This window comes from Streptomyces sp. NPDC001231 (assembly GCF_042896885.1).
Taxonomy (GTDB): Bacteria; Actinomycetota; Actinomycetes; order Streptomycetales; family Streptomycetaceae; genus Streptomyces.
Map to the genome: position 1 here is coordinate 75,865 of NZ_JBIAXS010000002.1, position 17,885 is coordinate 93,749.

The 17,885-nt window shown below is 72.3% G+C and carries 22 protein-coding genes; 21 read left to right on the plus strand and 1 reads right to left on the minus strand.

Annotated features, from left to right (window positions below; all coding sequences use genetic code 11):
* Positions 1 to 16 precede the first annotated feature (16 nt).
* From hisD to ACFY3J_RS03125, 10 genes are all read left to right on the plus strand, one after another.
* Entirely contained in the window at positions 17 to 1,342 is a 1,326-nt protein-coding gene (gene hisD / locus ACFY3J_RS03080; protein ID WP_390840047.1) for a histidinol dehydrogenase, read from the plus strand.
* Positions 1,343 to 1,349: 7 nt separating this feature from the next.
* Entirely contained in the window at positions 1,350 to 2,465 is a 1,116-nt protein-coding gene (locus ACFY3J_RS03085) for a histidinol-phosphate transaminase (protein WP_390840049.1), read from the plus strand.
* Positions 2,462 to 3,064 (plus strand): imidazoleglycerol-phosphate dehydratase HisB, encoded by a 603-nt coding sequence (gene hisB, locus ACFY3J_RS03090; RefSeq protein ID WP_384180310.1) that lies wholly within the window; start codon positions 2,462 to 2,464, stop codon positions 3,062 to 3,064. The genes ACFY3J_RS03085 and hisB overlap by 4 nt, the downstream gene beginning before the upstream one ends.
* Positions 3,061 to 3,225, plus strand: coding sequence for a hypothetical protein (locus ACFY3J_RS03095; protein ID WP_172632997.1), 165 nt, complete (start codon positions 3,061 to 3,063; stop codon positions 3,223 to 3,225). The genes hisB and ACFY3J_RS03095 overlap by 4 nt, the downstream gene beginning before the upstream one ends.
* A complete protein-coding gene (hisH, locus tag ACFY3J_RS03100; protein ID WP_384180313.1) occupies positions 3,216 to 3,866 on the plus strand; it encodes an imidazole glycerol phosphate synthase subunit HisH in 651 nt (216 codons plus the stop codon). The genes ACFY3J_RS03095 and hisH overlap by 10 nt, the downstream gene beginning before the upstream one ends.
* Positions 3,867 to 3,870: 4 nt before the next feature.
* Entirely contained in the window at positions 3,871 to 4,596 is a 726-nt protein-coding gene (gene priA / locus ACFY3J_RS03105; RefSeq protein WP_384180315.1) for a bifunctional 1-(5-phosphoribosyl)-5-((5-phosphoribosylamino)methylideneamino)imidazole-4-carboxamide isomerase/phosphoribosylanthranilate isomerase PriA, read from the plus strand.
* Positions 4,593 to 4,997, plus strand: coding sequence for a RidA family protein (locus ACFY3J_RS03110; protein WP_390840051.1), 405 nt, complete (start codon positions 4,593 to 4,595; stop codon positions 4,995 to 4,997). Before priA ends, ACFY3J_RS03110 begins: the two co-directional genes overlap by 4 nt.
* Positions 4,994 to 5,749 carry an imidazole glycerol phosphate synthase subunit HisF gene (gene hisF / locus ACFY3J_RS03115; RefSeq protein ID WP_361411606.1) on the plus strand — a complete coding sequence of 252 codons (756 nt, stop codon included), beginning with the start codon at positions 4,994 to 4,996 and terminating at the stop codon, positions 5,747 to 5,749. Before ACFY3J_RS03110 ends, hisF begins: the two co-directional genes overlap by 4 nt.
* Positions 5,750 to 5,870: 121 nt before the next feature.
* Positions 5,871 to 6,458: an ArsR/SmtB family transcription factor gene (locus tag ACFY3J_RS03120; RefSeq protein ID WP_384180320.1), complete on the plus strand. Its 588-nt coding sequence runs from the start codon at positions 5,871 to 5,873 to the stop codon at positions 6,456 to 6,458.
* 14 nt (positions 6,459 to 6,472) lie between these two features.
* Complete coding sequence (locus ACFY3J_RS03125) at positions 6,473 to 7,729, plus strand: MFS transporter (protein WP_384180322.1); 1,257 nt, start codon at positions 6,473 to 6,475, stop codon at positions 7,727 to 7,729.
* Positions 7,730 to 7,754: 25 nt separating this feature from the next.
* Here ACFY3J_RS03125 and ACFY3J_RS03130 read toward each other — a convergent pair whose 3' ends face one another.
* Positions 7,755 to 8,390, minus strand: a complete 636-nt coding sequence (locus tag ACFY3J_RS03130; protein WP_141361816.1) for a TIGR03085 family metal-binding protein — start codon at positions 8,388 to 8,390, stop codon at positions 7,755 to 7,757.
* 165 nt (positions 8,391 to 8,555) lie between these two features.
* Here ACFY3J_RS03130 and hisI point away from each other — a divergent pair, with 165 nt between their 5' ends.
* The 11 genes from hisI to lgt all read left to right on the plus strand — a co-directional run bounded on the left by hisI (position 8,556) and on the right by lgt (position 17,671).
* On the plus strand, positions 8,556 to 8,957 hold the full coding sequence (gene hisI / locus ACFY3J_RS03135; RefSeq protein ID WP_390840053.1) for a phosphoribosyl-AMP cyclohydrolase: 402 nt from the start codon (positions 8,556 to 8,558) through the stop codon (positions 8,955 to 8,957).
* Between the two features lie 11 nt (positions 8,958 to 8,968).
* Positions 8,969 to 10,483 carry an anthranilate synthase component I gene (locus ACFY3J_RS03140; RefSeq protein ID WP_384180326.1) on the plus strand — a complete coding sequence of 505 codons (1,515 nt, stop codon included), beginning with the start codon at positions 8,969 to 8,971 and terminating at the stop codon, positions 10,481 to 10,483.
* A 61-nt stretch (positions 10,484 to 10,544) separates the two neighbouring features.
* Positions 10,545 to 11,192 carry a TIGR02234 family membrane protein gene (locus ACFY3J_RS03145; protein WP_384180328.1) on the plus strand — a complete coding sequence of 216 codons (648 nt, stop codon included), beginning with the start codon at positions 10,545 to 10,547 and terminating at the stop codon, positions 11,190 to 11,192.
* A 143-nt stretch (positions 11,193 to 11,335) separates the two neighbouring features.
* Positions 11,336 to 11,581, plus strand: coding sequence for an HGxxPAAW family protein (locus ACFY3J_RS03150; protein ID WP_384180331.1), 246 nt, complete (start codon positions 11,336 to 11,338; stop codon positions 11,579 to 11,581).
* 89 nt (positions 11,582 to 11,670) lie between these two features.
* Positions 11,671 to 12,171, plus strand: coding sequence for a DUF2752 domain-containing protein (locus ACFY3J_RS03155; RefSeq protein ID WP_390840057.1), 501 nt, complete (start codon positions 11,671 to 11,673; stop codon positions 12,169 to 12,171).
* Between the two features lie 176 nt (positions 12,172 to 12,347).
* Positions 12,348 to 13,157 (plus strand): indole-3-glycerol phosphate synthase TrpC, encoded by an 810-nt coding sequence (trpC, locus tag ACFY3J_RS03160; RefSeq protein ID WP_390840059.1) that lies wholly within the window; start codon positions 12,348 to 12,350, stop codon positions 13,155 to 13,157.
* A 46-nt stretch (positions 13,158 to 13,203) separates the two neighbouring features.
* The gene (gene trpM / locus ACFY3J_RS03165) at positions 13,204 to 13,392 is read left to right on the plus strand and encodes a tryptophan biosynthesis modulator TrpM (protein WP_141361829.1); all 189 of its coding nucleotides are present in this window, start codon (positions 13,204 to 13,206) and stop codon (positions 13,390 to 13,392) included.
* Between the two features lie 210 nt (positions 13,393 to 13,602).
* The gene (gene trpB, locus ACFY3J_RS03170) at positions 13,603 to 14,886 is read left to right on the plus strand and encodes a tryptophan synthase subunit beta (protein ID WP_141361831.1); all 1,284 of its coding nucleotides are present in this window, start codon (positions 13,603 to 13,605) and stop codon (positions 14,884 to 14,886) included.
* On the plus strand, positions 14,883 to 15,719 hold the full coding sequence (gene trpA, locus ACFY3J_RS03175; protein WP_384180338.1) for a tryptophan synthase subunit alpha: 837 nt from the start codon (positions 14,883 to 14,885) through the stop codon (positions 15,717 to 15,719). The genes trpB and trpA overlap by 4 nt, the downstream gene beginning before the upstream one ends.
* Before the next feature lie 89 nt (positions 15,720 to 15,808).
* Positions 15,809 to 16,582 (plus strand): DsbA family protein, encoded by a 774-nt coding sequence (locus tag ACFY3J_RS03180; RefSeq protein ID WP_384180340.1) that lies wholly within the window; start codon positions 15,809 to 15,811, stop codon positions 16,580 to 16,582.
* 84 nt (positions 16,583 to 16,666) lie between these two features.
* The gene (lgt, locus tag ACFY3J_RS03185) at positions 16,667 to 17,671 is read left to right on the plus strand and encodes a prolipoprotein diacylglyceryl transferase (RefSeq protein ID WP_390840062.1); all 1,005 of its coding nucleotides are present in this window, start codon (positions 16,667 to 16,669) and stop codon (positions 17,669 to 17,671) included.
* The last annotated feature ends 214 nt before the right edge of the window (positions 17,672 to 17,885 follow it).

Sequence of the window (17,885 nt, forward strand, 5' to 3'; positions counted from 1 at the left end):
TGAGAGAATTGACACCGTGATCTCCCGAATCGATCTGCGCGGCGACGCCCTCCCCGAGGGACCCGCCCTGCGCGACCTGCTGCCCCGAGCCGACTTCGACGTCTCGGCCGCCCTGGAGAAGGTGCGCCCGATCTGCGAGGCCGTGCATCATCGCGGCGACGCGGCGCTGATCGACTTCGCCGAGAAGTTCGACGGCGTACGTCTGGAGTCGGTGCGGGTCCCGATCCAGGCACTCGAGGACGCGCTGGAGAAGCTCGACCCGGACGTGCGCGCGGCCCTGGAGGAGTCCGTCCGGCGCGCCCGGCTCGTCCACCGCGAGCAGCGCCGCGCCACGCACACCACCCAGGTGGTGCCCGGCGGCTCGGTGACCGAGAAGTGGGTGCCCGTCGAGCGCGTCGGGCTGTACGCGCCGGGCGGCCGGTCGGTCTACCCGTCCTCCGTGGTCATGAACGTCGTGCCCGCCCAGGAGGCCGGCGTCGAGTCCATCGCGCTCGCCTCGCCGCCCCAGGCCGAGTTCGACGGGCTGCCGCACCCGACGATCCTCGCCGCCTGCGCCCTGCTCGGCGTCGACGAGGTGTACGCGGCGGGCGGCGCCACCGCCGTGGCGATGTTCGCCCACGGCACCGAGTCCTGCCCGCCCGCCAACATGGTCACCGGCCCCGGCAACATCTGGGTCGCCGCCGCCAAGCGCCACTTCACCGGCAAGATCGGCATCGACACCGAGGCCGGCCCCACCGAGATCGCGATCCTCGCGGACGCCACCGCCGACCCGGTGCACGTGGCCTCCGACCTGATCAGCCAGGCCGAGCACGACCCGCTGGCCGCCGCCGTCCTGGTCACCGACTCCGTGGGGCTCGCGGACGCGGTCGAGAGGGAGCTGGGGCCGCAGGTCGAGGCGACGAAGCACATCGAGGACCGGATCCGCCCGGCCCTGTCCGGCAAGCAGTCCGCGATCGTCCTGGTCGACGGCCTCGACGAGGGCCTGAAGGTGGTCGACGCCTACGGCGCCGAGCACCTGGAGATCCAGACGGCCGACGCGGCGGCGGTCGCCGACCGGGTGCGCAACGCCGGAGCGGTCTTCGTCGGCCCCTGGGCGCCGGTCTCGCTCGGCGACTACGCGGCCGGGTCCAACCACGTGCTCCCCACCGGCGGCTGCGCCTGCCACTCCTCGGGCCTGTCCGTCCAGTCCTTCCTGCGCGGCATCCACATCGTGGACTACACCCGGGACGCCCTCGCCGAGGTCGCCCACCACGTGGTGACGCTGGCGGAGGCGGAGGACCTCCCGGCGCACGGCGCGGCGATCAAGGCGAGGTTCGGCTGGAAGGTACCGACGAGCAAGTGAGCGGCAAGTGAGCTTCGGAATCGACGATCTTCCCGTACGGGACGAGCTGCGCGGCAAGTCCCCCTATGGCGCGCCCCAGTTGGACGTCCCCGTACGGCTGAACACGAACGAGAACCCCTACCCGCTGCCCGAGCCGCTGGTCGAGCGGATCGCCGAGCGGGTGCGCGAGGCCGCCCGCAGCCTCAACCGCTATCCCGACCGGGACGCGGTGGAGCTGCGCACCGAGCTCGCCAGGTACCTGACGAGGACGGGCGGCCACCGGGTCGGCGCCGAGAACGTCTGGGCGGCCAACGGCTCCAACGAGGTCATCCAGCAGCTGCTCCAGACCTTCGGCGGTCCGGGCCGCACCGCGATCGGCTTCGAGCCCTCGTACTCCATGCACGCGCTCATCGCGCGCGGCACGGGCACGGGCTGGATCTCCGGGCCGCGCCGCGAGGACTTCACGATCGACCTCGCCGCCGCCGAGCGGGCGATCGCGGAGCACCGCCCGGACGTCGTCTTCGTCACCACCCCCAACAACCCCACCGGCAACGCGGTGTCGCCGGAGACGGTCCTCGCGCTGTACGAGGCGGCGCAGGCCGCCAGGCCGTCCATGGTGATCGTGGACGAGGCGTACATCGAGTTCAGCCACGGCGCCTCGCTGCTGCCGCTGCTCGAGGGCCGGCCGCACCTGGTCGTCTCCCGCACCATGTCCAAGGCGTTCGGCGCCGCCGGTCTGCGCCTGGGCTACCTCGCGGCGCACCCGGCGGTCGTGGACGCCGTGCAGCTGGTCCGGCTGCCGTACCACCTCTCGGCGATCACGCAGGCGACGGCACTGGCCGCCCTGGAACACACCGACACGCTGCTGGGCTATGTCGAGCAGCTGAAGGCCGAGCGGGACCGGCTGGTCGGCGAACTGCGCGCGATCGGCTACGACGTGATCGAGTCGGACGCCAACTTCATCCAGTTCGGGCGGTTCGAGGACGCCCACACCGCCTGGCGGCGGATCCTGGACCGGGGCGTCCTGGTCCGGGACAACGGCGTACCGGGATGGCTGCGGGTCACCGCGGGAACGCCGGAGGAGAACGACGCGTTCCTCGACGCGGTACGGGAACTGAAGAAGGAACAGGAGCAGAGCGGATGACTCGCGAGGGACGCATCGGAAGGGTCGAGCGCACCACCAAGGAGACCTCGGTCCTGGTCGAGATCGACCTCGACGGCACCGGCAGGACCGACATCGCCACCGGCGTCGGCTTCTACGACCACATGCTCGACCAGCTCGGCCGGCACGGTCTGTTCGACCTGACCGTGAAGACGGACGGCGACCTGCACATCGACTCCCACCACACCATCGAGGACACCGCCCTCGCGCTGGGTGCCGCCTTCAAGCAGGCGCTCGGCGACAAGGTGGGCATCTACCGCTTCGGCAACTGCACGGTCCCGCTGGACGAGTCCCTCGCCCAGGTCACCGTCGACCTGTCCGGCCGCCCGTACCTCGTGCACACCGAGCCCGAGAACATGGCGCCGATGATCGGCGAGTACGACACCACGATGACCCGCCACATCCTGGAGTCCTTCGTCGCCCAGGCGCAGATCGCGCTGCACGTGCACGTGCCCTACGGGCGCAACGCGCACCACATCGTGGAGTGCCAGTTCAAGGCGCTGGCCCGGGCCCTGCGGTACGCGTCCGAGCGCGACCGGCGCGCGGCCGGCATCATCCCTTCCACGAAGGGCGCGCTGTGACCGGTCTGTCCACCCTGCTGATCGTCGTCGGCCTGTTCCTGCTCGGCGGCATCATCTCCTTCGTCAAGCAGCAGATGCCGAAGAGCCTCATCGTGCTGCTGTCCATCGGTGCGGCGATGTGCCTCGTCGCGGGCGTGATGCGGCTGGAGGTGTGGAATTGAGCACCGGCGCGAAAAGGGTGGTGGTCTTCGACTACGGCTTCGGCAACGTCCGCTCGGCCGAGCGGGCCCTCGCCCGCGCGGGAGCCGACGTCGAGATCACCCGCGACTACGACGCGGCGATGAACGCCGACGGTCTGCTGGTGCCGGGCGTGGGTGCGTTCGCCGCCTGCATGCGGGGCCTGAAGGACGTGCGCGGCGACTGGATCATCGACCGCCGGCTGTCCGGCGGGCGCCCGGTGATGGGCATCTGCGTCGGTATGCAGGTCCTCTTCGCGCGCGGCATCGAGCACGGGGTGGAGGCCGAGGGCCTGGACGAGTGGCCCGGCACGGTAGAGCCGCTCCAGGCGGACATCGTGCCCCACATGGGCTGGAACACCGTTCAGGCGCCGGCCGGCTCGGAGCTGTTCGCCGGCCTGGACGCGGACGCCCGCTTCTACTTCGTGCACTCCTACGCCGTCCACGACTGGCGGCTGGAGACCCACAACCCGGTGCTGAACGCCCCCAGGGTGACCTGGGCGACGCACGGCAAGCCCTTCGTGGCCGCCGTGGAGAACGGCGCCCTGTGGGCCACCCAGTTCCACCCCGAGAAGTCCGGCGACGCCGGAGCGCAGCTGCTCACCAACTGGATCGGAACCCTGTAGAGACATGGCCAAGCTCGAACTCCTCCCCGCCGTCGACGTCCGCGACGGCCAGGCCGTGCGCCTCGTGCACGGCGAGTCCGGCACGGAGACCTCGTACGGCTCTCCGCTGGAGGCCGCCCTGGCCTGGCAGCGCTCGGGCGCCGAGTGGCTGCACCTGGTGGACCTGGACGCCGCGTTCGGCACCGGCGACAACCGCGAGCTGATCTCCGAGGTCGCCAAGGCCATGGACATCAAGGTGGAGCTGTCCGGTGGCATCCGCGACGACGACACCCTCGCCGCCGCCCTGGCCACCGGCTGCACCCGCGTGAACCTCGGCACCGCAGCCCTGGAGTCCCCCGAGTGGGTCGCCGAGGTCATCGCCCGGCACGGCGACAGGATCGCGGTCGGCCTGGACGTACGGGGCACCACGCTGCGCGGCCGCGGCTGGACCCGCGACGGCGGCGACCTGTACGAGACGCTGGAGCGCCTCGACAAGGAGGGCTGCGCGCGCTACGTCGTCACCGACATCGCCAAGGACGGCACCCTTCAGGGCCCCAACCTGGAGCTGCTGAAGAACGTCTGCGCGGCGACCGACCGCCCGGTGGTGGCGTCGGGCGGTGTCTCCTCGCTCGACGACCTGCGGGCGCTCGCCGGCCTCGTGCCGCTCGGTGTCGAGGGCGCCATCGTCGGGAAGGCCCTGTATGCGAAGGCGTTCACCCTGGAAGAGGCCTTGGAGGCAGTGGCGTCATGACGTCGGAAGCCGTACGGCGCGTGCAGAGCGAAAGTCCTTGGGAAGAGACATTCGGTTACGCGCGCGCCGTAGCGGCGGGCGACCGGGTCCTGGTGGCCGGCACGACGGCCTTCAAGGGCCGTGTGCTGTACGGGGAGGGCGATCCGTACGAGCAGGCGAAGGTAGCGCTCACCAGCGCGCTGGAGGCGATCGCCGAGTTCGGACTGGGCCCCGGGGCGGTGGTCCGGACCCGGATGTACCTGACCCATCTGCGGGACGTGGACGAGGTGGGCAGGGCCCACAAGGAACTGTTCGACCTGGTGCGTCCGGTCTCGACCCTGCTGGTGGTCGAGGGCTTCGTGGATCCGCGCATCCTGGTCGAGATCGAGCTAGAGGCATACAGAGGAGCCGTGGATTCATGACCCTGGCGGTCCGAGTCATCCCCTGCCTGGACGTGGACGGCGGCCGGGTGGTCAAGGGCGTCAACTTCCAGAACCTGCGTGACGCCGGCGACCCCGTCGAGATGGCCAAGGTGTACGACGCCGAGGGCGCCGACGAGTTGACGTTCCTGGACATCACCGCGTCCTCGGGCGACCGGGAGACGACGTACGACGTGGTGCGCCGCACCGCCGAGCAGGTGTTCATCCCGCTGACGGTGGGTGGCGGCGTCCGCACCACCGAGGACGTGGACAAGCTGCTGCGGGCGGGCGCGGACAAGGTGGGCGTCAACACGGCCGCGATCGCCCGTCCGGACCTGATCCGGGAGATCGCCGAGCGCTTCGGCCGCCAGGTGCTGGTCCTGTCGGTGGACGCCCGCCGTACTCCCTCCGGGAGCTTCGAGGTGACCACCCACGGCGGCCGCCGGGGCACCGGCATCGACGCGGTGGAGTGGGCGCACCGGGCGGCGGAGCTGGGCGCGGGCGAGATCCTGCTCAACTCGATGGACGCGGACGGCACCAAGGACGGCTACGACCTGGAGATGATCGCGGCCGTCCGCAAGCACGTGACGGTACCGGTGATCGCCTCGGGCGGCGCCGGCAAGCTCGCCGACTTCCCTCCGGCCGTCACAGCGGGCGCGGACGCGGTCCTGGCCGCCTCGGTCTTCCACTTCGGCGACCTGCGCATCGGCCAGGTCAAGGAGGCACTGCGCGGGGCGGGACACCCCGTTCGGTAGCCCGAGGCAGCGCATGGCCCCGGTCGCCCCGAAGCGGCCGGGGCCTTCTCGTGCCGATACGCGAAAGAGAAGTTGCGCAATTCTTGTTGTGCAACTTTCCTTTCGCATCTATGGTGGGCGCATGCCACGCGAGGAGAATCGGAAAGTCACTGATCTGGGCACGCTCAAGGCGCTCGCCCATCCATTGCGCATGAAGCTCTACCGGCTGCTGTTCGTGGCCGAGGCGGCGACCGCCTCACACCTGGCCGAACAGGTGGACGAAGCTGTGTCCCTGGTCAGCTACCACCTGCGCAAGCTCGCCGAGCACGGTCTGATCGAGGCGGCCGAGCCGCGCAGCGGGGACGCGCGGGAACGCTGGTGGCAGCCGGCCTCGGACGGCGTCTCCATCCGCGACGAGGACTTCCGGGACGCGCCGGAGAAGTTGGCGGCGCACCTCGCGGCCTCCCGGCTCTTCCTGGAGCAGCGCGTCGAGATGTACCGCACCTACCTCGACGAGCGCCCCCACTGGGGAGCGGAGTGGAACGAGGCCGCGTTCGACTCGGAGTCGCTGCTGCGGCTGACGGCCGCCGAACTGGCCGAGCTCAACAAAGCCATGCACGACCTGGTGACGAAGTACGACGAGCTGGGCCGGGCCCGCGAGGCGGCCGGTGACACCGAAGGGCGCGAACACGTCGCGCTGCACATGTACGGATTCCCGTTCCGCGTCTGAGAGAGGTCACTGCCTTGACCACCGCGTCTGCGATATCCGCCGGCGAGCGCGCCGCCGGGCGCCCCGCCCACCGCGACGGCAACGTTCTGCGCTGGCTCGCCGCCTACACCGCCTCGATGATGGGGGACAACGTCTACTACCTCGCCCTGTCCTGGGCGGCCATCCGTGCCGGGTCGCCCGCGCAGGCCGGAGTGGTGATGGCGGTCGGCGCGCTGCCCAGGGCGCTGCTGATGCTGGGCGGGGGAGTGGTCGCCGACCGGCTCGGGCCGCGCAGAGTGGTGATCGGCAGCGACGCCGTACGCTGCGTCGCCGTCCTGGCGGTGGCCGCCCTGCTGTGGCTCGCCAGCCCCGGTCTGTGGCTGCTGGCCCTGCTCGCCCTGGTCTTCGGCACCGTGGACGCCGTGTTCATGCCCGCGGTGGGCGCCCTGCCCGCGCGGGTGACGAGCCGGGACCAGCTCGCGCGCGTGCAGGGCATGCGGGGGCTGGCGATCCGGTTCGCGAGCGTCGTCGGCGCGCCGCTCGGCGGCCTCGGCGTCGCACTCGGCGGCGCGGCGGCGGCGTTCGGGTGCGCCGGACTGCTGATCGCCGTGTCCCTGCCACTGCTGCTCTCCGTACGGATCCGGGACCTGCCGCAGGACGACGCCGCCGACGCCGCCGACAGCACCCCCTGGCGCGACCTGGTGGCGGGCCTGCGCTACATCCGCCGCCACCGTGTCCTCGGCCCGCTGATGCTGGCCATCGTCTTCGGCGACCTCGGCTTCGTCGCCCCGCTCAACGTGGGCCTGGCCCTGCTGGCCGACCAGCGCGGCTGGGGTGCCTCCGGGATGGGCTGGGTACTGGCAGGATTCGGCACCGGGGCGGGCGCGGCCTCCCTGCTGCTGGCGGTGCGCGGCCGGCTGTCGCACGCCGGGCACGTGGCCGCGTACATGATCCTGGCCGGCTCCGTGGCCATCGGCGCCCTCGCCTTCGTCCCGAGCGTCGTCGCCGCCGCCTCGGTGGCCGTACTGATCGGCCTCCTCGTCGGACTCAGCGGCGCCCTGTGCGGCGCACTGCTGCAGACCCAGACCGATCCGGCCTACCTCGGGCGGGTCACCGCCGTGGGCGGCCTGATCAGCCTCGGCTTCGCCCCGCTCAGCATGCCGCTGTCGGCCGCCGCGATCGGGGCCTGGGGGACCGGCCCGGTGTTCGTCGTCAGCGCGGCGGTGTGCGGCCTGGGCGGGGTCGTGGTCCTGGCCGCCCCCGCCCTGCGCCGCGCCGAACTGCCCCACTGACCCCGCCGAAGCGTCGCGGCGGGGTTCAGAGCCCCAGCTGCTTGGTCTCCGACAGCTTCGTGATCGCGTCCTGGTCACCGACCGTCTCGACCCGCGCCGTACCCTGCCGGCCGAACGCGAACAGCAGCAGCTCCGACGGCTCGCCCGTCACCGTCACCACCGGCGTGCCCCGGTGCGCGACGGCAGTCCGGCCGTCGGGGCGGCGCAGGACCAGGCCGGTGGGGATGCCCCGGCCCAGCAGCCGGGCGGTGCGCTCCAGCCGGGACCACAGGGTCTCCTGGAAGACCGGGTCGAGCTCGCGCGGCGTCCAGTCGGGCTGGGCGCGGCGCACGTCCTCGGTGTGGACGTAGAACTCGACGGTGTTGGCCGCCTCGTCGATCTGCTTGAGCTGGAAGGGTGAGAAGCGGGGCGGGCCGGTACGGATCAGCTGGATCAGCTCCTCGTACGGCTTCGCCGCGTACTCCTCCATCACCTTCTGGAGGCGGGGCGCCAGCGGCTTGATCAGCACGCCCCCGGCCGCGTCGGGACGCCGCTCGCGCACCACCACGTGCGCCGCCAGATCCCGGGTGAGCCACCCCTCGCAGAGAGTGGGCGCCTCAGGACCGGCGGTCTCCAAGAGATCGGCGAGAAGGAGCCGTTCACGCTTGGCAAAGGTCGACATGTGGTCAGCCTACGACCACGCAGCGAGTCCGCCCACCCGTCGACCGGCCACCCCACGGCGCCGAGCCGCCCAAGCGCCCGGCGCCCGAAGGGCCCCGTCGCGCCGCGGCGCCCAGTCAGTGGAACGCCGCCCCGGCCGTCGGTCCCGCGCGGCACAATGGCACCCATGACCAGCACGCCCGGTACGCCCGCGCCCAGCAGCCTCGACCAGGAGATCGCCCGCCGCCTCAAGCGCAGCGCCGACGGGCTCCTGCCCGCCATCGCCCAGCAGTACGACACCGGCGAGGTGCTGATGCTCGGCTGGATGGACGACGAGGCGCTGCACCGCACGCTGACCACCGGCCGCTGCACCTACTGGTCGCGCAGCCGCCGGGAGTACTGGGTCAAGGGCGACACCTCCGGGCACGTGCAGCACGTCAAGTCCGTCGCCCTGGACTGCGACGCCGACACCGTGCTGGTCAAGGTCGACCAGGTGGGCGCCGCCTGCCACACTGGCGACCGCACCTGCTTCGACGCCGACGTCCTGCTGAAGGACGCCGGTTCCGGCGCGCCGGCCGAAGGTCAGTAAGGTCGGCCGCCATGGACCTCGAGACGTTCCGCAAGCTCGCCACCGACCGCCGCGTCATCCCGGTCACCCGCAAGCTCCTCGCCGACGGCGACACCCCGGTCGGGCTCTACCGCAAGCTCGCCGCCGAGCGCCCCGGCACCTTCCTGCTGGAGTCCGCGGAGAACGGCAGTACCGCGTACACCTGGTCCCGGTACTCCTTCGTCGGAGTCCGCAGCGACGCCACCCTCACCGAGCGCGGCGGCCAGGCCCACTGGCTCGGCGCCCCGCCCGTCGGCGTCCCCGCCGAGGGCGACCCGCTCGCCGCCCTGCGCACCACCGTCGAGACCCTGCACACTCCCCGCGACCTGGCCCACGACCTGGGCCTGCCGCCCTTCACCGGAGGCATGGTCGGCTACCTCGGCTACGACATCGTGCGCCGCCTGGAGAAGATCGGCCCCGGCGAGCGCGACGACCTGCGGCTGCCCGAGCTGACCATGCTGCTCACCTCCGACCTCGCGGTCCTCGACCACTGGGACGGCACGGTCCTGCTGATCGCCAACGCGATCAACCACAACGACCTGGACACCGGCGTCGACGAGGCGTACGCCGACGCCGTGGCCCGCCTGGACGCCATGGAGGCGGACCTGTCCCGCCCGGTCGTCCAGCCGCCCGCCGCGCTGCCGCCCTCCGAACTGCCCGAGTACACCGCGCTGTGGGGCGGCGAGGACTTCCAGGCGGCCGTGGAGGACGTCAAGGAGCGCATCCGCGCGGGCGAGGCCTTCCAGGTCGTCCCCTCGCAGCGCTTCGAAACGCCGTGCACGGCGAGCGCGCTGGACGTCTACCGGGTGCTCAGGGCCACCAACCCCTCGCCGTACATGTACCTGTTCCGGTTCCCCTGCGGTGACGGAGACGCCTTCGACGTCGTCGGGTCCAGCCCGGAAGCGCTGGTGAAGGTCGAGGACGGGCGGGCCATGGTCCACCCCATCGCCGGCACCCGGCCGCGCGGCGCCACCCCGCAGCAGGACCAGGCCCTCGCCGAGGAACTGCTCGCCGACCCCAAGGAGCGCGCCGAGCACCTGATGCTCGTCGACCTCGGGCGCAACGACCTGGGCCGGGTCTGTGAGCCGGGCTCCGTGGAGGTCGTCGACTTCATGTCCGTCGAGCGGTACTCGCACGTCATGCACATCGTCTCCACCGTGACCGGCCGGGTCGCGGCGGGCCGCACCGCCTTCGACGTGCTGACCGCCTGCTTCCCGGCCGGCACCCTCTCGGGCGCGCCGAAGCCGCGGGCCATGCAGATCATCGACGAACTCGAGCCGTCCCGGCGGGGGTTGTACGGCGGCTGCGTGGGCTATCTGGACTTCGCCGGCGACTCCGACACCGCCATCGCCATCCGCACCGCCCTGCTGCGCGACGGCACCGCCTACGTCCAGGCGGGCGCGGGCATCGTCGCCGACTCCGACCCGGTGGCCGAGGACACCGAGTGCCGCAACAAGGCGGCGGCCGTGCTGCGGGCGGTGCACACCGCGAACCGGCTGGGACAGTAGGGCGTTTCTCACGTCCGGCACATGAACCCCGGATGACACGGCGCCCGCGGTCCGAGCGATAGTGGAGTACGTGACTGCCCTACCTCACCCCCGTTCCGAAGCCGCCGCACCCGCCCGGTCCGGCCGCCGCAGCCTCGCCGTCGCCCTGCTGTGCGGCGCGCTCGGCGCGGCCGTGGCGCTGCTCGCCACCCGGCAGCGCTGGGCGGAGGGCACCGCGACGGTGGCCGGCGGCGCCTTCCCGCTGACCGCCAAGGGCAGCGAGGTCACGGGCGTGCCCGCGGCGCTGGCCATAGTGGGCCTGGCCGCGCTCGTCGCCGTCTTCGCCGTCCGCCGCTCCGGCCGCGTCCTGGTCGCCGTGCTGCTCGCGCTCTCCGGCGCGGGCACGGTCGCCGCCGCCCTGCTCGGCGCCGACGACGGCGGCGCCCTCGACGAGAAGGCCGCCCAGGTCTCCGGCGACACCGCCGCGACCGCCGCCGCGCTCAGCCACACCGGCTGGCCCTACGTCGCGGCCGTCGGCGGGGCGCTGCTGCTCCTGGCCGGCCTGCTCGCCCTGCGCTACGGCCGCCTGTGGCCGGCCATGTCCGGCCGCTACGAGCGCTCCGGCGCCCCCCGCGCCCGCGCGACCCGCCCGGTCGACCCCGACCGCCCCGAGGACCTGTGGAAGGCCCTCGACCGGGGCGAGGACCCGACCGGCTCCGGACCCGCCTGACCGCGAGCCGGCCGGGGCGCGCCTCCCGCCGTGCCCGGACGGCGGTCGCGAGGAGCCACCCCCGCTCACGTCGTGTGCACGCGTACGGGACAATGGAGCCGAGCGTCCGGCTCAGACAAGAACACAGCAACGAGGAGCAAGTCATGGCGGGCAGCAGCCACGGTCACACCCCGGCCGCCTGGACCGGTGTCATCATCGCCTTCATCGGTTTCTGCGTCGCGGGCGCCTTCATGGTGATGGCCCAGCCGGTCGGCTTCTGGGCCGGCATGGGGATCGTGCTGGTCGGCGGCGTCGTCGGCGGCATCATGCGCATGATGGGCCTCGGCCAGAAGAACGAGCACCCGGTGCACCAGGTCGGCCCGCGCGAGCCGGCCCGCGCCGAGAGCTGAGGTCCGCACGGGGCGGACCCGTACCACTCGACAGTCCAAGGGGCGGCCCGGTGCCGCCCCTCGCGCGTGTGCGACCGGTCCGGGGGAGAATGCGAGGCGTGAATCCCGACAGCCGGAGGGTGACGCACGGCCGGACGCCCATACCCCGCCCGCGGCGCACCCAGGACGCCACCGCCGTTCCCCTGCACGCCACGGCCGTGCTCAGGCGGCTCGCGGTCCCGGCCGGGGTCCTGACCGCCGTCGCCGGCGCCTTCGCCTACGTCGGGGCCGTGGACCCCAACCAGCCCGGCCACTACCCGGTCTGCCCCCTGTTGCGTTACGCCGGTCTCTACTGCCCCGGCTGCGGCGGGCTGCGCAGCGCCCACGCCTTCGTCCACGGCGACTTCGTGACGGCCCTGCACGACAACGCCCTGGCCACCGCGGGCTATCCGGTCTTCGCCGTGGTGTGGACGCTGTGGGTCCTGCGCGCCGTGCGCGGGCGGCCGCCGCGCCTCGCACTCGGGACGGCGCACCTGTGGAGCCTCGGTGCCCTGCTGCTGGTGTTCACCGTTGTCCGGAACCTGCCGTTCGGTGGCTGGCTCCATCCTTGATCGGGCCCGGTATGTCCAGGTAGTGGGACCGCCGTCCACCGGATGCGAGGTCGGCGCCCGCCTCCGGATACCATCGCAGTAACCACCGGTTCCGCCCGCCTGATCGGTTCGCGGCGGACCGCCGGAGGCCGTTCGACCCGCTGGAACAGTCCACCGTCTGGAAGGGGGCCGCTCGCGTGAGTGTGCTCGACGAGATCATCGACGGAGTCCGTGCCGACCTTTCGGAGCGGCAGGCGCGCGTCAGCCTCGACGAGCTCAAGGAGCGCGCGGCGAAGGCACCCGCGGCCAAGGACGGGGCCGCCGCGCTGCGTGGCGACGGCGTCAAGGTGATCTGCGAGGTCAAGCGCTCCAGCCCGTCCAAGGGCGCACTGGCCGCGATCGCCGACCCGGCCGGGCTCGCCGCGGACTACGAGGCGGGCGGCGCCTCCGTCATCTCGGTGCTGACCGAGCAGCGCCGCTTCGGCGGCTCGCTGGCCGACCTGGAGGCGGTCCGCGCGCGCGTGGACATCCCGGTCCTGCGCAAGGACTTCATCGTCACCTCGTACCAGCTGTGGGAGGCCCGGGCCTACGGCGCCGACCTCGCCCTGCTGATCGTCGCCGCCCTGGACCAGTCGGCCCTGGGGTCGCTGATCGAGCGCGCGGTGTCCATCGGACTCACCCCGCTCGTCGAGGTCCACGACGAGGAGGAGGTCGAGCGCGCGGTCGACGCGGGCGCCAAGGTGATCGGCGTCAACGCGCGCAACCTGAAGACGCTCGAGGTCGACCGCGACACTTTCGAGCGGGTGGCCCCGGAGATCCCGGACGATCTCGTCAAGATCGCCGAGTCCGGCGTGCGCGGCCCGCACGACCTCATCGCCTACGCCAACGCCGGCGCCGACGCGGTACTGGTCGGCGAGTCCCTCGTCACCGGCCGCGACCCGAAGACGGCGGTCGCCGACCTGGTGGCGGCCGGGGCGCACCCGGCACTGCGGCACGGGCGGAGCTGAGCGAGCCGCTCACCCGAGTGGCCGTACGCCGGTAGAGTGTGCCCCGATGACCCTCCCGATCGCCGAACCCTTCCGGGACCCGTACGCCCGCCTCGCGCGCGGCTGCCGGCCCCGTGGCTGCCGCGCGCCCGCACGCCGTGTGCACGGCCGCAGGGTGCGGTACGTCATCGGTGACGAACCGGGCCAGGTCAACGGCATGCGATGGCGTCGCCCGCGTGCGCGCCACCAGCGGTGAGCTGAGCAGCGTCGTCCGGCCCCGGGCCGGTCGCCCCGTCTCCGCCGCTCCCGGCCCGTGCCGCCGTACCGCGACCGCGGTCCGCCCGCCGGCCGAGTGGCCCGCCCGCTGACGCCCGTGCCCGCACACCCGGAGCACGGCACGCGCACGCGACCACCGTGACCGTCAGACCCACCGATCCCGGGGCAGACGCCCCTGTGAGGTATCCGCATGCCCAGCGAGTTCTTCATTCCCGACCCGGAGGGCCAGGTGCCGAGCGCCGAGGGCTACTTCGGCGCGTTCGGCGGCAAGTTCATCCCGGAGGCGCTCGTCGCCGCCGTGGACGAGGTCGCCGTCGAGTACGACAAGGCGAAGGCCGATCCCGAGTTCGCCCGCGAACTCGACGACCTGCTCGCCCACTACACCGGCCGTCCCAGCGCCCTCACCGAGGTGCCCCGCTTCGCCGAGCACGCCGGCGGCGCCCGCGTGTTCCTCAAGCGCGAGGACCTCAACCACACCGGCTCCCACAAGATCAACAACGTGCTCGGCCAGGCCCTGCTCACCAAGCGGATGGGCAAGACCCGGGTGATCGCCGAGACCGGCGCCGGACAGCACGGCGTCGCCACCGCCACCGCCTGCGCGCTCTTCGGTCTCCAGTGCACGATCTACATGGGTGAGATCGACACGGAGCGGCAGGCCCTGAACGTGGCCCGGATGCGCATGCTCGGCGCCGAGGTCGTCGCCGTGAAGTCCGGCAGCCGCACCCTGAAGGACGCCATCAACGAGGCGTTCCGCGACTGGGTCGCCAACGTCGACCACACCCACTACCTGTTCGGGACGGTCGCAGGACCGCACCCCTTCCCGGCCATGGTCCGCGACTTCCACCGGGTCATCGGCGTCGAGGCGCGCCGCCAGCTGCTGGAGCGCGCCGGGCGCCTGCCCGACGCAGCCGTCGCCTGTGTCGGCGGCGGCTCCAACGCCATCGGCCTCTTCCACGCCTTCATCCCGGACACCGGCGTCCGCCTCATCGGGTGCGAGCCCGCCGGGCACGGCATCGAGAGCGGCGAGCACGCGGCCACCCTGACCGCGGGCGAGCCCGGCATCCTGCACGGCTCCCGCTCCTACGTCCTCCAGGACGACGAGGGCCAGATCACCGAGCCGTACTCCATCTCCGCCGGCCTCGACTACCCGGGCATCGGCCCCGAGCACTCCTACCTCAAGGACTCCGGCCGCGGCGAGTACCGCGCGATCACCGACGACGCGGCCATGCAGGCGCTGCGCCTGCTGTCGCGGACCGAGGGCATCATCCCGGCGATCGAGAGCGCGCACGCGCTGGCCGGTGCCCTGGAAGTGGGCCGGGAACTGGGCGAGGACGGACTGATCGTGGTCAACCTCTCCGGACGCGGCGACAAGGACATGGACACCGCCGCCCGCTACTTCGGCCTGTACGACACCGACGCCGAGGTGGCCGCCGACGAAGCCGACACCGCCGAGATCGAGGGGGACGCCAAGTGAGCGGGACTGCATCGACCGGTGGACAGGGCCGGCTGCTGGCCGACACCCTGGCCGCCGCCAAGGCGGAGGGCCGGTCCGCGCTCATCGCCTACCTGCCGGCCGGGTTCCCGACCGTGGACGGCGGCATCGAGGCGATCAAGGCCGTCTTCGACGGCGGCGCCGACGTCGTCGAGGTCGGGCTGCCGCACAGCGACCCGGTCCTGGACGGTCCGGTCATCCAGACCGCGGACGACATCGCGCTGCGCGGCGGCGTCAGGATCGCGGACGTCATGCGGACGGTGAGGGAGGCCCACGCGGCCACCGGCAAGCCGGTGCTCGTCATGACTTACTGGAACCCGGTCGACCGCTACGGCGTCGAGCGGTTCACCGCGGAACTCGCCGAGGCGGGCGGCGCCGGCTGCATCCTGCCGGACCTGCCGGTCCAGGAGTCGGCCCTGTGGCGGGAGCACGCCGAGAAGCACGGCCTGGCGACGGTGTTCGTCGTCGCGCCCAGCAGCAGGGACGAGCGGCTCGCCGAGATCACCGCGGCCGGCTCCGGATTCGTCTACGCCGCCTCCCTGATGGGCGTCACCGGCACCCGTGAGTCGGTGGGCACGCAGGCCCAGGACCTGGTGGAACGCACCCGGGCCACCGGCACCGGCCTGCCCGTCTGCGTCGGCCTCGGCGTCTCCAGCCGAGCCCAGGCCGCCGAGGTCGCCGGCTTCGCGGACGGCGTGATCGTCGGTTCGGCCTTCGTCAAGCGGATGCTGGAGGCCCCGGACCCGGCGGCCGGCGTCGAGGCCGTCCGCGCTCTCGCGGGCGAGCTGGCGAGCGGGGTGCGCGGACAGGCGTAACGACGGCCGCGGCACATCCTTCGATCGCCCGAACGGGTGGTCCTGGCACCGGGGAGGCGCAATGCGCCTCCCCGGTTCGTTCAGGGGGTGTGAGCGAGAAGAACCATCAGGGAAAACGCATCGCCCGGCAGCGACTGGCGGCCGAGCGTGAGAAGCAGAAGAACGCGGAGAGGCGACGGCGCACACTGATCGTGGCCGCGACCGTCGTGTGCGTCCTGGGCCTGGCGGCGGTGATCGGCGTGGTCGCCGCCAACTCCGGCAAGCACAAGAGCAGCAGCGCGGGCCCGGTCGTGGCGCCCTCCGGCGCGCGGGGCAAGGACAGCCTGGCGATCCCGGTCGGCCGGGACGGAGCCAAGTCGACGCTCACCGTGTGGGAGGACTTCCGCTGCCCGGCCTGCCAGGCCTTCGAGACGGTGTACCGGCCGACGGTCCACGAGCTGGCCGACGCCGGCAAGCTCAAAGTCGAGTACCGCCTGGTCAGACTGATCGACGGCGGCCTCGGGGGCACCGGCTCCCTGCGCGCGGCCAACGCGGCGGCCTGCGCCCAGGACGCGGGCAAGTTCCCCGCCTACCACGACGTGCTCTACCGGAACCAGCCCAAGGAGTCCGACGACGCCTTCGCCGACAACGGCAAGCTCATCCAGCTCGCGGGCAAGGTGAGCGGACTGAACACCCCGGCCTTCGACAAGTGCGTCAAGGACGGCACGCACGACAGCTGGGTCGACAAGTCCAACCAGGCCTTCGAGGCCGGCGGCTTCTCGGGCACCCCGACCGTCCTGTTGAACGGGAAGAACATCCTCCAGGACCGGACGATGACCCCGGCGAAGCTGAAGCAGATGGTGGAGGCGGCCGCCAGCAAATGAGTGAGGCACGAGCCGCCCGTTATGGACCCGTAGCCGGACTGCTTGCCTTGGCCCCGCTCCGGCTGCGGTAGCGTCGACCCTGCCATGGAACTTGCCTACATCCCCAGCCCGTCGCGCGGTGTGCTGTACCTCGGTCCCATTCCGCTGCGCGGCTATGCCTTCAGCATCCTCGTCGGTCTCTTCGTCGCCCTCTGGATCGTCGACCGCCGGTGGGTCGCGCGTGGTGGGAAGAAGGGCACCGCCTGGGACATCGCCGTCTGGGCCGTCCCGTTCGGCCTGCTGGGCGGTCGCCTTTACCACGTGATCACCGACTACGAACTCTATTTCGGTGAAGGCCGGAACTGGGTCGACGCCTTCAAGATCTGGGAAGGCGGACTCGGTATCTGGGGAGCCGTCGCGCTGGGCGCGCTCGGTGCCTGGATCGGCTGCCGGCGCCGGGGTATCGCGCTGCCGCCGTATGCCGACGCCGTGGCTCCCGGCCTGGCGATCGCGCAGGCGTTCGGGCGCTGGGGCAACTGGTTCAACCAGGAGCTGTACGGGCGGGAGACGGACCTTCCGTGGGCCCTGCACATCACGTCCTCGGCGGACGGCCGGGTGCCGGGGTACTACCACCCGACGTTCCTGTACGAGTCGCTGTGGTGCGTCGGCGTCGCGCTGCTGGTGTTCTGGGCGGACCGCCGGTTCAAGATGGGCCACGGAAGGGCGTTCGCCCTGTACGTCGCCGCGTACTGCGCGGGCCGGTTCTGGATCGAGTACATGCGGGTCGACGAGGCCCACCACATCCTGGGCCTGCGGCTGAACAACTGGACCGCGTTGATCGTCTTCATCGCGGCCGTGATCTACATGGTCCTCTCGGCCCGGCTCCGGCCCGGCCGGGAGGAGACTGTCGAGCCGGATGCCACGGATGCCACGGATGCCACGGACGGCACGCAGGACGCGGAAGAGGGCGCAGGCGCGGAGGGTCCCGTGGTGCTGGACAAGGACGCTCCGGAGACCGCGAGTGAGGAAACGTCCATCTCCGGTCAGGATGCGGTGGCTGGTGAGGCTCCAGTGATGTCGGGGGAGAAGCAGCGGAAGCCCCGCTCGTAGTGGAGTCTGCCTGCTGAACTCACGGGGCGTGACCGCCGGGCCGAATGACGACCGTGCCGATGGCGGTGGCGACCGTGCTGGTCACGGCCGCCACCGCCGTATGGCTGCTGCGCCACCTCGCCGCTGGGGACCTGCGTTGCTCCTGGGTGCTGTGCTGTGGCCTCGGATCCAGCGCGCTGGTCGATCCGGGTTCGAGGCGCTCCGGCGCCGCGCC